General features: G+C 65.2%; 13 protein-coding genes. 3 read left to right on the top strand and 10 right to left on the bottom strand.

Annotated elements, in window-relative coordinates; all coding sequences use genetic code 11:
- Positions 1–189: 189 nt before the first annotated feature.
- Positions 190–1,212: a 3-isopropylmalate dehydrogenase gene (locus WAN71_RS05480; protein ID WP_422224359.1), complete on the bottom strand. Its 1,023-nt coding sequence runs from the start codon at positions 1,210–1,212 to the stop codon at positions 190–192.
- On the bottom strand, positions 1,209–2,795 hold the full coding sequence (gene serA, locus WAN71_RS05475; RefSeq protein WP_422224358.1) for a phosphoglycerate dehydrogenase: 1,587 nt from the start codon (positions 2,793–2,795) through the stop codon (positions 1,209–1,211). Before serA ends, WAN71_RS05480 begins: the two co-directional genes overlap by 4 nt.
- 88 nt (positions 2,796–2,883) lie before the next feature.
- Between serA and wrbA the strand changes: the two genes are divergently transcribed.
- Positions 2,884–3,495 carry an NAD(P)H:quinone oxidoreductase gene (gene wrbA / locus WAN71_RS05470; RefSeq protein WP_422224357.1) on the top strand — a complete coding sequence of 204 codons (612 nt, stop codon included), beginning with the start codon at positions 2,884–2,886 and terminating at the stop codon, positions 3,493–3,495.
- Positions 3,496–3,748: 253 nt separating this feature from the next.
- On the opposite strand, the gene ilvC is transcribed toward wrbA, so the two are convergent.
- The 3 genes from ilvC to WAN71_RS05455 form a co-directional block, all read right to left on the bottom strand.
- Positions 3,749–4,750, bottom strand: a complete 1,002-nt coding sequence (gene ilvC, locus WAN71_RS05465; RefSeq protein WP_422224362.1) for a ketol-acid reductoisomerase — start codon at positions 4,748–4,750, stop codon at positions 3,749–3,751.
- Between the two features lie 75 nt (positions 4,751–4,825).
- Positions 4,826–5,338: an acetolactate synthase small subunit gene (ilvN, locus tag WAN71_RS05460; protein ID WP_422224356.1), complete on the bottom strand. Its 513-nt coding sequence runs from the start codon at positions 5,336–5,338 to the stop codon at positions 4,826–4,828.
- The gene (locus WAN71_RS05455; protein ID WP_422224355.1) at positions 5,338–7,200 is read right to left on the bottom strand and encodes an acetolactate synthase large subunit; all 1,863 of its coding nucleotides are present in this window, start codon (positions 7,198–7,200) and stop codon (positions 5,338–5,340) included. The genes ilvN and WAN71_RS05455 overlap by 1 nt, the downstream gene beginning before the upstream one ends.
- 326 nt (positions 7,201–7,526) lie before the next feature.
- On the opposite strand from WAN71_RS05455, the gene WAN71_RS05450 reads away from it, so the two are divergent.
- Entirely contained in the window at positions 7,527–7,865 is a 339-nt protein-coding gene (locus tag WAN71_RS05450; protein WP_422224361.1) for a PH domain-containing protein, read from the top strand.
- A 16-nt stretch (positions 7,866–7,881) separates the two neighbouring features.
- Here WAN71_RS05450 and WAN71_RS05445 read toward each other — a convergent pair whose 3' ends face one another.
- Positions 7,882–8,736 carry a DoxX family protein gene (locus WAN71_RS05445; RefSeq protein WP_422224354.1) on the bottom strand — a complete coding sequence of 285 codons (855 nt, stop codon included), beginning with the start codon at positions 8,734–8,736 and terminating at the stop codon, positions 7,882–7,884.
- A gap of 167 nt (positions 8,737–8,903) precedes the next feature.
- Here WAN71_RS05445 and WAN71_RS05440 point away from each other — a divergent pair, with 167 nt between their 5' ends.
- Positions 8,904–10,025 (top strand): PQQ-dependent sugar dehydrogenase, encoded by a 1,122-nt coding sequence (locus WAN71_RS05440; RefSeq protein WP_422224353.1) that lies wholly within the window; start codon positions 8,904–8,906, stop codon positions 10,023–10,025.
- Between the two features lie 63 nt (positions 10,026–10,088).
- Here the strand turns inward: WAN71_RS05440 and WAN71_RS05435 are convergent, their stop codons facing one another.
- From WAN71_RS05435 to WAN71_RS05420, 4 genes are all read right to left on the bottom strand, one after another.
- The gene (locus WAN71_RS05435; protein WP_422224360.1) at positions 10,089–10,544 is read right to left on the bottom strand and encodes a flavin reductase family protein; all 456 of its coding nucleotides are present in this window, start codon (positions 10,542–10,544) and stop codon (positions 10,089–10,091) included.
- 73 nt (positions 10,545–10,617) lie between these two features.
- Entirely contained in the window at positions 10,618–11,442 is an 825-nt protein-coding gene (locus tag WAN71_RS05430; RefSeq protein WP_422224352.1) for an alpha/beta fold hydrolase, read from the bottom strand.
- A 17-nt stretch (positions 11,443–11,459) separates the two neighbouring features.
- On the bottom strand, positions 11,460–12,404 hold the full coding sequence (locus WAN71_RS05425; protein WP_422224351.1) for a S1C family serine protease: 945 nt from the start codon (positions 12,402–12,404) through the stop codon (positions 11,460–11,462).
- Between the two features lie 51 nt (positions 12,405–12,455).
- Positions 12,456–12,941: DUF6390 family protein (locus WAN71_RS05420; RefSeq protein WP_422224350.1), on the bottom strand; the 486-nt coding region annotated here is incomplete at its 5' end.

Genomic DNA, 12,941 nt, shown 5'->3' with positions numbered 1-12,941 from the left:
GCGCAGGGTAATCATGTGATCGGTGAAGACCTGGCCGAACCCCGGGTCCGCCAGTATCCGCTCGCGTTCGGCGGCTGGCACCCGCGTCTGGGACGGGTGGATCTCGAATTCGATCTCGGTGGCGGGGCTGGTGGTCATCACTGATCGTTCCTTTCTCAGGCAGTATCTAGATATGTCGGATGTGTGCCGCTATCCGGATACTCGGTCGGCGATGTCGTCGCCGACCTCCACCGTAGTGCGCGCCTGCCACTGACCCTGGCGCTCGATGATGTCGTCCGCGACCGCCTGCTCGATCTTCGCCGCGGCGGCCGACATGCCCAGATGCGAGGCGAGCATCGCCGCCGACAAGATCGCCGCGGTCGGGTCGGCCTTGGACTTGCCCGCGATGTCGGGCGCGCTGCCGTGCACCGGCTCGAACATCGACGGGTTGGTCCGGGTGGCGTCGATATTGCCACTAGCAGCCAGCCCGATGCCTCCGCATACCGCGGCGGCCAGATCCGTGATGATGTCGCCGAATAGGTTGTCGGTGACGATTACGTCGAACCGGCCCGGATCGGTGACCAGGTGGATGGTCGCGGCGTCGACGTGCTGATAGGCCACCTCGACGTCTGGATACTTCTCGCCGATTTCCTGCACGGTCCGAGACCACAGCGACCCAGCGAACGTCAGCACGTTCGTCTTGTGCACCAGGGTCAGATGCTTGCGGCGCTGTGTCGCCCGCTCGAACGCGTCTTGCACGACGCGGCGAACACCGAACGCTGTGTTGATACTGACCTCGGTGGCTACCTCGTGGGCGGTGCCGGCCCGAATTACGCCACCGGTTCCAGTGTACGGACCTTCGGTGCCCTCGCGGACCACCACGAAATCGATGTTGAGGTCACCCGCTAGCGGGCTGCGCACGCCCGGATACAGCCGTGCTGGACGCAGGTTGACGTGGTGGTCCAGCTCGAAGCGCAGCCGTAGCAGCAAACCCCGTTCGAGCACGCCGCTGGGCACCGATGGATCTCCAATAGCCCCAAGCAGAATCGCATCATGTGCCCGCAGCTCGGCAACTGCCGTCTCGGGCAGTACTTCACCCGTCGCGTGGAACCGGCGCGCCCCCAGGTCGTAATCGGTCTTCTCGACGCCGGGCAGCACCGCGTCGAGCACCTTGACCGCTTCGGCGATGACCTCAGGACCGATGCCGTCGCCGGCGATAACCGCCAATTTCATGACAAGTCAACCACTTCGAGTTTGTTCGCGCTGACGGCAGCGCCGATCGCCGACCGCACGTCGGCGGGCACGTCGCGGTCCAGGCGCAGCAGGATCGTCGCGCTCGGTCCTTCGGTGTCTTCGGACAGCTGAGCGGCGTGGATGTTGACCCCGGCGGTACCGAGCAGGGTGCCGATCTTGCCCAACGCCCCGGGCTGATCGACATAGTTGATGACCAGGTTGGTGCCCTGGGCGCGCAGGTCGAAGTTGCGGCCGTTGATCTGCACGATCTTTTCCACCTGCTGGGGTCCGGACAACGTGCCGGCGACGTTGACGACCGAACCGTCGGAAGCCACCGCTCGCACGTCGACAACGCTACGGTGGTTGGGGCTTTCGGTGGCCGTACTGAGATCGGCTGCGACGCCGCGTTCTTCAGCGATCGCCCGGGCGTTGACGAACGTCACCTGATCCTCGATAACCGCGGAGAACAGGCCGCGCAGCGCCGAAAGCCGAAGGACCTCAACGTCTTCGCCGGCCAACTCGCCGCGTACCTGTACCGACAGTGACACCGGCAGCTCGTCGGTGAGCGCACCCACCAGCACACCGAGCTTGCGCACCAAGTCCAGCCAGGGTGACACCTCCTCGCTGACTACGCCGCCACCGACGTTGACCGCGTCGGGAACGAACTCCCCGGCCAACGCCAACTTCACGCTGGCGGCCACGTCGGTGCCGGCGCGGTCCTGAGCCTCCTCGGTCGAGGCGCCGAGGTGCGGGGTGACCACCACTTGCGGCAGGTCGAACAGCGGACTGTCGGTGCACGGCTCGGTGGAGAACACGTCGATGCCCGCGGCCCGAACATGTCCGCTGGTTACTGCGTCGGCCAGCGCGGCCTCGTCGACCAGCCCGCCGCGGGCGGCGTTGACGATGACCACCCCGGGCTTGGTTTTAGCCAGCGCGTCCTTGTCGATGAGACCCGCTGTCTCAGGCGTTTTGGGCAGATGCACAGAGATGAAGTCGGCACGGGCCAGCAGCTCGTCAAGCGGAAGCAGTTCGATACCCAGCTGGGCGGCGCGTGCCGGCGACACGTACGGGTCGTAGGCCACGATGTGGGTCTCGAAAGCCGCTAACCGCTGCGCCACCAACTGCCCGATGCGGCCCAGCCCGACCACCCCGACAGTCTTGCCGAAAATTTCGGTGCCCGAGAACGACGACCTCTTCCAGGTGTGCTCGCGCAGCGACGCGTCGGCCGGGGGAATCTGGCGCGCGGCGGACAGCAGCAGCGCCAACGCATGCTCGGCGGCGCTGTGGATGTTCGACGTCGGGGCATTGACAACCAGCACACCGCGTTCGGTGGCGCTCTCGACGTCGACGTTGTCCAGCCCCACGCCGGCGCGGGCGACAATCTTCAGCTTGGGTGCGGCCGCCAACACTTCGGCGTCGACGGTAGTGGCCGAGCGCACCAGCAGCGCATCGGCCTCAGGCACCGCGGCCAGCAGCTTTTCCCGGTCCGGGCCGTCGACCCAGCGCACTTCGATTTCGTCGCCCAGCGCGGCGACGGTTGATTCGGCAAGTTTGTCAGCGATCAGAACAACAGGCAGGCTCACCCGGCCAGCCTAAGCGGCGATCGCAAGCGCGGCGAAGCCGGGCGTAGCGATGCAGTTCAGCATCGCCCGCACGCCCTACGATGATCGCGTGACGAAACTCGCAATCATCTACTACTCCGCCACAGGTCATGGCACGACGATGGCACAACGCGTCGCGGCGGCGGCAGAGACCGCGGGCGCCGAGGTCCGGGTGCGACACGTCGCCGAAACCCAGGACCCGGCATCGTTCGCCCACAACCCGGCCTGGACGGCGAACTACGAAGCCACCAAAGATCTCCCCGCAGCCACCAGCGACGACGTCGTTTGGGCGGACGCAGTGATCTTCGGCTCACCCACTCGATTCGGCTCGCCCGCAGCGCAATTGCGCACATTCATCGACTCACTGGGCGGGCTGTGGGCCGAAGGCAGGCTGGCCGACAAGGTGTACGCGGCGTTCACGTCGTCCAACACCGTTCATGGTGGGCAGGAGACCACCCTGCTGGCTCTCTACATCACGCTGATCCATTGGGGCGGCATCATCGTGGCACCGGGGTACACCGATCCGTGCAAGTTCGTCGACGGCAATCCGTATGGGGTTAGCCTGCTCGCCACCCACGACAACATCCACGAGTTCGACTCCGAATCCGACCAAGCCACTGACAACGCCCTTGACCACTTGGCACGCCGGGTGGTGTCGTTCGCCGACCGGCTCACGTCGTAAAGCAGGAGCCCTGCCGCTCTATCAATGCCTCGTCCCTGCCGGATCCCTCGACGAGGTCGATGCCTCCTCCAGGATGGAAGGCGGGATGATCCTGCCCAGTCTCGGCGAGGAGGCCATCTGGGCGCGGTCGCATGCTCACGAGCTTGCAGAGCTGGGTTGGCGCGATTGATTGCACGCCGAATGTGCCGAACGTGAAGCTGTTGCGAGATTTCGCCAGGTGGATTCGCAACAGCTTCACGCTCGGCGTCAGAAGTTACGCCGTTTCGGTGATCGGGCGGTCCACCCAGCTCATCAGATCACGTAGCTTCTTGCCGACGACCTCGATGGGATGCTCCGCGTTTTCTTTGCGCAACTGCTCGAGCTGCTTGTTGCCGCCGTCGACGTTGGCGACCAGCTTCTTCACGAAGCTGCCGTCCTGAATGTCGCGCAGGATGCTGCGCATCCGGTCCTTGGTGTCGGCGTCGATCACTCGCGGGCCCGACAGGTATCCGCCGAACTCAGCGGTGTCGGACACCGAGTAGTTCATCCGGGCGATGCCGCCCTCGTACATCAGGTCGACGATGAGCTTGAGCTCGTGCAGCACCTCGAAGTAGTCCATCTCCGGCGGATAGCCCGCCTCGACCATCACATCGAAGCCGGTCTTCACCAATTCCTCGGTGCCACCGCACAATACGGCCTGCTCACCGAATAGATCGGTTTCCGTCTCGTCTTTGAAGGTCGTCTTGATGACGCCGGCGCGGGTGCCGCCAATGCCTTTGGCGTAGGACAGCGCCAGCGCTTCGCCGTTACCGGTCGGGTCTTGGTCGACGGCGATCAGACACGGCACACCCTTGCCGTCGACAAACTGCCGACGAACCAAGTGCCCGGGGCCCTTCGGGGCGACCATCGCCACGGTGACGTCGCCGGGCGGCTTGATCAAGTCAAAGTGGATGTTGAGGCCGTGGCCGAAAAACAGTGCGTCACCAGACTTCAGGTTCGGCTCGATGTCGTTTTTGAAGATGTCCGCCTGGGCGGTGTCGGGGGCCAGCAACATGATGACGTCGGCCCACTTGGCCACCTCGGCGGGCGTGCCAACGTCGAGGCCCTGCTCCTCGACCTTGGCGCGGGACTTCGAGCCGTCCTTGAGCCCGACGCGAACCTGGACCCCGGAATCGCGCAGGCTCAGCGAATGCGCGTGCCCCTGGCTGCCGTACCCAATGACGCCGACCTTGCGGCCCTGGATGATCGACAGGTCCGCATCGTCGTCGTAGAACATCTCCAACGCCTGTGATGCCACGTGAATGTCTCCTTTTTTTCTAGGCTTTCGAATTAGCGTTTGTTATTCGACTGATTATTTGGCCGTGCCGATGCCGCGTGGCCCGCGGGACAACGACACCACTCCCGATTGGACGATTTCGCGGATACCGAAGGGCTCGAGTACCCGCAGCAGCGCCTCGATTTTGCCGCGGTCGCCAGTGGCTTCGATGGTCAACGACTCCGGCGACACGTCAATCACCTTCGCGCGGAACAGGTTCACCGCCTCAATGACCTGGCTGCGGGTGCCGGCATCGGCCCGCACCTTGATCAGCGCCAACTCCCGGGCCACCGACTTTTCGTCGTCCTGCTCGATGATCTTGATGACGTTGATGAGCTTGTTGAGTTGCTTGGTGATCTGCTCGAGCGGTGTTTCCTCGGCGGAGACGACGATCGTCATCCGCGACATGTCTTTCTGCTCGGTGGCCCCGACCGCAAGCGATTCGATGTTGAACCCGCGCCGCGAGAACAGCGCAGCCACCCGGGCGAGCACACCGGGTTTGTCTTCGACCAGCACCGACAACGTGTGCGTCTTTGTCGATCCGACCATTAGGCGTGTCCTTCGGATTCGTCGTCGAAAAGCGGGCGAATGCCGCGGGCGGCCTGTATCTCGTCATTGCTGGTTCCGGCGGCAACCATCGGCCAGACCTGGGCGTCGGCACCGACGATGAAGTCGATCACCACCGGTCGGTCGTTGATCGCTCGTGCCTGGTTGATGACGTCGACGACGTCTTCTGCACGCTCGCAACGTAATCCGACACAGCCCAGCGCCTCGGCCAACTTGACGAAGTCCGGGATACGGTGCGAGTGGGTGCCCAGGTCGGTCTGTGAATAGCGCTCCTGATAAAACAGCGACTGCCATTGCCGCACCATGCCCAGGCTGCCGTTGTTGATCAACGCCACCTTGATCGGCGCGCCCTCGATCGCGCAGGTGGCCAATTCCTGGTTCGTCATCTGAAAGCAGCCATCGCCGTCGATTGCCCACACTTCTGCGTCCGGGCAAGCGATCTTGGCGCCCATGGCCGCCGGGATGGCGAAACCCATGGTGCCCAGCCCGCCGGAATTCAACCAGGTGCTCGGCTTTTCATACTTGATGAACTGTGCGGCCCACATCTGGTGCTGACCGACACCGGCGACATACACGGCGTCCGGGCCGGCGATCTCACCCAGCTTCTCGATCACATACTCGGGGCTCAGGCTGCCGTCGCTTTGCGGCCCGTAGCTCAACGGGTACGTGGCGCGCACCCCGTCCAGGTACTCCCACCACGCGGCGATGTCTGAGATTCCGGCGGTGCTCGTACCCCTGTCGTGGCGCAGCGCCTCGATCAGATCGGTGATGACGGCTTTGACGTCACCAACGATCGGCACGTCGGCGTTTCGGTTCTTGCCGATCTCGGCTGGGTCAATGTCGGCATGGATGACCTTGGCCTCGGGGGCGAACGAGTCGAGCTTCCCGGTGACCCGGTCGTCGAAACGGGTGCCCAGCGCGATCAACAGGTCGCTGCGCTGCAGCCCCGCCACCGCGGCCACCGTGCCGTGCATGCCCGGCATGCCCAGGTGCTGCCGGTGGCTGTCCGGGAACGCTCCGCGCGCCATCAGCGTGGTCACCACCGGAATGCCGGTCAGCTCCGCCAATTCGCGCAGCTGCTCGGTGGCCTCGCCGCGGATGACGCCGCCACCGACGTAGAGCACCGGCTTACGCGCGGCGGCGATCAACTTGGCGGCCTCATGGATCTGACGGTTGTGCGGTTTGGTGTTCGGCTTATAGCAGGGCAGGTCCATGTGCGGCGGCCAGCTGAACGTGCACTGGCCCTGCAGCACGTCTTTGGGGATGTCGACGAGCACCGCCCCGGGCCGTCCGGTGGACGCGATATGGAAGGCCTCGGCCAGCACCCGGGGAATGTCGTCGCCGTTGCGGACCAGGAAGTTGTGTTTGGTGATCGGCATGGTGATGCCGGAGATGTCAGCCTCCTGGAAGGCGTCGGTCCCGATCAGCGCACGGCCGACCTGCCCGGTGATGGCGACCACCGGGACGGAGTCCATCTGCGCGTCGGCCAGCGGAGTCACCAAGTTGGTGGCACCGGGACCCGAGGTGGCCATGCAGACGCCGACTCTCCCGGTGGCGTGTGCGTAGCCGCTGGCAGCGTGGCCCGCGCCCTGCTCGTGGCGAACCAGCACATGGCGCAGCTTCTGCGAGTCGAACAGCGGGTCATAGACCGGTAATACGGCGCCACCCGGGATTCCGAAGATGACGTCGACGTCGAGCTCTTCCAACGACCTGATCACCGACTGTGCGCCGGTGAGTTGTTGTGGCGCAACGTGTTTAGGTTGCGGCGCGTGCGTCTTTGCTTTGGCCCGGGTGCCGTTGACGGGTTGCGACGGCTGTTGCTGTCGCGTAGTGGGAGCGCTCACTGGTTCCTCTTTAGGTCTTCATTGTTGGTTTTCGAACATTGACAACAAAAAACCCCCGCCAGCTCAGCGGCTGCACGAGGGTTGCGCGTTGGTGCTCGAAAGCTATCCCGGCGTGGGCTAATCAGCCACCAACGCGCCGACCAATTACTACGAGCATTCCATGGCTGTCCATAACGGTTGACGGTAGCCTCCGCACAGGTCAGCAGTCAAATTTGGCTTCACACGCTACAGCCGCAGCGCTGAAGTGCAAGCTCGCGGGATGACATGATGCCAGTGTGGCGAAAGATTCGCTGGAAACACCGCCGGTGGTGATCAACATTTCACCGATGGCCCACTTCGCGGTGGGTTTTTTCGCTCTCGGGCTGCTGGTGCCGGTCTTGACCTGGCCGGTGACCGCACCGCTGCTGATCATTCCGGTGGTCTTGTCGGCGTTGATCTTTCGGCTTCGCACGCAGGCCGACCAAGATGGCGTGACGGTGCGTACGCTGCTCGGCAGCCGCACGGTGCGCTGGGAAGACATCGACGGACTGCGGTTCAGCAAAGGCTCCTGGGCGCGCGCCCAGCTCAAAAATGGCGGCCAGTTGCGGTTGCCTGCGGTCACCTTCGCAACCCTGCCGCAATTGACCGAGGCCAGCGGCGGCCGAGTGCCTAACCCGTACAGCTGATCCGGGTCAGCGTGGCTCAGGTCACCGGGTTGGCGCCGTTGAGCAGCACCCACACGGCGATGCCGGCACCGATGCCCACTACCAGCGCCACAAAAGACCCGATAAACGGCCGCCGCGCCCAACCGCGACCAGCGTCGAAGCCGTAGCGTCCAGGCCCGACCAGGATCACGGCGGCGGCCATCACGATCAGGGTGATCTCGTATTCGTGTCCGTTCGGCAGGAAAAACGGCCACGACTTCCCATGGTGCTGGGCCGACATCCCGGCAAGGAGGCTGTTGATCAGGTAGGCCAGCGCGCCCGCGGCGGCCAGCGGGGTGAATAGCCCCAGCACCAGCAGTACCCCGGCGGCAATCTCGCCGCCGGCGGCGCAGTAGGTGAGGATGTCGGCGTGCTGGTAGCCGATATCGGACAGCGAGTTCTTGAATCCGTTCAGTCCTTGCCCGCCCCACCAGCCGAACAACTTCTGCAGCCCGTGCGCGACGAATACCGCCCCCAGGCCGACCCGCAGGATCAGCAGACCGAGATGCTGTGTGCCGCGGCGGTGGGCGGCGCGCACCCGCTCGTCGTCGGGCTGCTCATGCTCGTCGATCTCCTCGTCGCCGAACGCCGAGTGCCGGCCGGTGGATTGCGGCTGGTAGGGCAACGGCTCATGGGCGCCCATCACCCCGTGTCCTGAGCTCGACGAACGGACACTGCCGGAGTCGCTGGAGTCGTAGTGCGGGATCACGGTCGTCTCGAAATCCCCTGCATACGTGGCTGACGGCAGGTCGTCCTCCGGGTCGACCAGGCTCGCTGAGGCCGGCCTCACGGGAGTTGGCACCGCGGAATCCTCCGGCCGCTGCCAACGTGAGTCATTCGGTTGACTGGTCACGGTGTCAGGGTAAGGGCAATTCGGCCCGAATTGGGGATTTGAGCGGCGCTTTCGCTGTGCCGGTTAGCGTGTCGCCGCGCGCGACTCCTTGTTTGCGGGCAAACACTTCAAGACGCGCGGCACCCCGTCGCGGGCAGCCAAGCCGACATATCCGTAATCTGGCTGCTATGCGGTCGCGGTGGTCGGGACGGCGCGGGGTGGCCGCGCTCTGCTCAACGCTGCTGGTTTTGGCCGGTTGCGCGCAATTCAACAATGCCCAGTCGCAGCCGTTCACCACGGAGCCCGAACGTCATGCGCCGCCAAGTTCGACGCCTCCCCCGCCACCACCGCTGCCTGACAAGCCATTCCCCAAACAGTGCCCCGCACCAGCGGTGATGCAGGGCTGCCTGGAAAGCACCAGCGGCCTGCTGATGCAGCCTGACAGCAAGTCGGCATTGGTCGCCGAGCGGACCACCGGCGCCGTCAAAGAGGTGTCGGTCAGCGCCGAGCCGAAGGTGAAGACCGTCATCCCGGTCGACCCGTCCGGCGACGGCGGCCTGATGGACATCGTGCTCTCGCCGACCTACTCACAAGACCGGCTGATGTACGCCTACATCAGCACGCCCACCGACAATCGGGTTATCCGCATCGCCGACGGCGATATCCCGAAAGACATCTTGACCGGGATTCCGAAAGGCGCCGCCGGCAACACCGGCGCGCTGCACTTCACCAGCCCCACCACGCTGGTCGTGCTCACCGGTGATGCCGGCAACCCGGCGATGGCCGCCGATCCTGCATCGTTGGCCGGCAAAGTCATCCGTATCGAGCAGCCGACGACGCTCAACCAGGCACCGCCCACCACAGCGCTCAGTGGCATTGGCGCCGGCGGCGGACTGTGCACCGACCCGGTCGACGGCTCGCTCTACGTCCTCGACCGCGCTCCCACCGCCGACCGGTTGCAGCGCATTACCAAGGACTCGAAGGTGTCCACGGTGTGGACGTGGCCGGACCGCCCGGGTGTGGCCGGCTGTGCGGCGTTGGACGGCACCGTGCTGGTCAACTTGGTCAACACCAAGCAGACGGTGGCCGTCCACCTCGCGCAGGGAACCGGCGCGGTCACCGGCCCGCCTGACGTCGTGCGTAAAGACACCCACGGGCACGCCTGGGCGCTGCGGATGTCGCCGGACGGGAACGTGTGGGGGGCGACGGTCAACAAGACCAACGGCGACGCCGCGAAGCTCGATGACGTGGTGTTCCCGCTCTTCCCGCACGGCGGCGGATTCCCGCGGGCCAACGAGGACAAGACCTAGCTCGCCGACGATGCGCGCCGCGTAGCGGCACGAGAAGGAGGCGAGCAATTAACGTAGGCCGGTTCAGGCCTCGTGGCCCGGCTCCATATCAGCGACGTCCGCAAAGCTGACCAGATCGTCGGAGCTCTCAGCGGCATTTCCGGTGACGGGTTCCAACAGGTAACCGATGTGGTCGCCGAGGTCGAAACGCTTCAGCGTCTTGCCGACGAACCATGCCACGGCGTCGTCGAGAATTGGCATGCCCTCCGGACCGGTGCGCCAGCAGCAGCGATCGAATTTGTTGACCTGGTCGCCGGTTTGGCCGCCGAAGAGGTGGGCCAAGCCGATGTGACGGCGCGACAGCACGTGCACCGCCAGGTGATCGGATCGCGCCGCCACCCGAGTGGTGTGGTTGTTCTTGGACAGCCCGGCCAGAAACCGTGGGGGCCGCATGCTGGTTTGGGTGGCAAAGCCCACCAGACAACCCGACGGCTGACCGTCGGCTTGGGTGGTCACCACGAACATCGTGTAGTCCAGCATCCCGACCAACCGGTCGAAAGATTCGTCGTCCACATCGCCATCATGGCCCAACACCGCCGAGCGGTTGACCGCGCTATTGGTAACAGAACTCGTCGACGAGCGTGCTGACCAACGAGGGGTTTTCCAGGCCGGCAAGGTGAGCCACCCCGTCCAGCACCCGGATCGACGAGTTGGGGATGGCATCGGCCATCGTGATCGCTTCTCGCGGTGGGAATGTGGCGTCTTCAGCGCCGGCGACGACGAGCACCGGTGTCGTGATGCCGGCGCATAACGCCCGCTGGTCGGGCCGGGCTGGGACCACGCTCTTCACTGCCCACGAGGCAGATGCGATATTGACCGATTTCACCGCTGAACGGACGTGCGCGACAACGTCGGGACGCTCCCGAAAGGTCGTCGGCCCCAGGAATGCCTTCAGCACCGAGCCAATAAGCGCCGGCCCTATCTCTCCGTGCCATTGCGCTAGTCGAAGCAACATCGCGTATCGAAGCTTTTGGCTGATACCGGCGCGGCCCGCGGTGCAGTTCATCAGCACCGCTCGGCCGATCCGATCCGGATGAGTCGCGGCGAACGTCGCGCCGATCATGCCGCCCCACGAGTTGCCCACAAAGTGAGCTTGGTCGAGGCCGAGGCCGTCGAGGATGTCGCCAACACAGCGGGCGCAGTCACCGAAGGTGAACATGTCGGTCAAGGGCTGACTGCCACCGTGGCCCGGCGGGTCGACCAAGACCACCTGCGAGCGCGCGAGGAGACCATCAGCTACCCCACGCCACATGTCGCCGGTCATCAACAAACTCGGCCAAAACATGATCGGTGCGCCTGTTCCCGCGATTTGAACCCGCACGGTGCCGAGGGTGGTCTCCACCGTCTGCGCGCGAAGTTGATCGCTAATGCCGGTCATCGAGCACCACGATACGTTCAGCGGTCGGCGAGTTCGCGGGGCACCACGAACACGTCGACGAGCGCGCCGTTGCGCCACACCGTCATTTCGATTCGGCGCGCGATCGCGTCTTCGACCATCAGCCGCTGAATCGCGGTGGCGGTGACGGGGCCCTTAAAGTCCATACCGTCAATGCTGAGCACGATGTCGCCACGTCGCAGACCCGCCTCGGCGGCCGGACTGCCGGCGACCACGCTGGCGATCTGCAGGCCATGGGTGGTGCCGAGTTTCGCGGCGGCCGCCGGTGGCACCGGAATGTGTGCACCGGCGATGCCCAGCCACGCGCGGCGCACCCGGCCGGTATGCATCAGCGCCGCGATGATCTTGTGGGTGGATGCGTTGATCGGCACCGCCAATCCGAGGCCGACGCCGGCCACCGCGGTGTTGACCCCGACCATCCGTCCGCGCCCATCGGCTAGCACGCCGCCGCTGTTTCCCGGATTGAGCGCGGCATCGGTCTGAATCACTTCGTCGACAACGCGACCCGATTTTGTAGGTAGCGAGCGTCCGAGTCCGGAGACGATGCCGGCCGTGACGCTGCCGGCCAGACCGAGCGGATTGCCGATCGCGACGACGAGTTGTCCGACTTGCAGATTCTCGGCGCGGCCCATCGTCACCGGCGCGGGAACAGCACCGCGCGCCTTCAGCACGGCCAGGTCGGAGAGCTCGTCGCGACCGGTGATATCCACCGCCACCGTGCTGCCGTCGGCGAACGTCGCTTGCGCGGACCGAGTTCCGGCGACGACATGAGCGCTGGTCAACAAGTAGCCGTCGGACGTGATGACGCTCGCGCTGCCGCCGCCATTGCCGCGTCGGCTGCGCACCGAGATGCTGGCCACACTGGGCAGCACCGTTTGCGCAACCGCCGTGACCACGGCCGAGTAGGCATCCAAGGCGTCAGCGTCCGGGCGATATTCGGGCATAACCGCCTCAGCGTCGCCACCGGTTGGGTTATGCCCCTGTTCGCCGTCGGCTTAGACCCGCGCCAGCCGTTGATTGGTCACCGCGAGTTGCCGGGTGGTGGCATCGGTTAGTACCCGGATCTGCTCGGGCCGCAGCCGCCCGCACAACCGGCCCCAGTGGATCGCGACCTCGTCACCGGCGGCCACGTCGGGTACCGCGCTGTAGCCGTCGGCCCAAACCTCGAGTCGTCGCGTCGATGCTTCGGAAAGCGCCAGCACATCACCGTCCAAGATCAGGTGTTGGCACGACACCTGCACGTCATCGCCGTCACGGGAAAGCACTGTGCCCCAGTTGATCCGGCAGTTATCCAAAACACCCATCGGATGTTCGTCGACGCCGCGGCCCAGCAGCCGCGACCACGGGTACACCCCGAACACGTGGAAGCAGTGGTTGGCGGCGGCCTCGGGCACCAGATCCGGGCCGAGATGCGACCAGTAGCGCCCGGCCTGTGGGCCGATGATCGCGAGCAATGCGTCGACGAACTCGCCCGCGTTCAG

The sequence above is a fragment of the Mycobacterium sp. genome (assembly GCF_049280035.1).
Lineage (GTDB): Bacteria > Actinomycetota > Actinomycetes > Mycobacteriales > Mycobacteriaceae > Mycobacterium.
The sequence above is the reverse complement of the archived record's forward strand: the minus strand, read 5'-3'. Positions and strand labels throughout refer to the sequence as shown.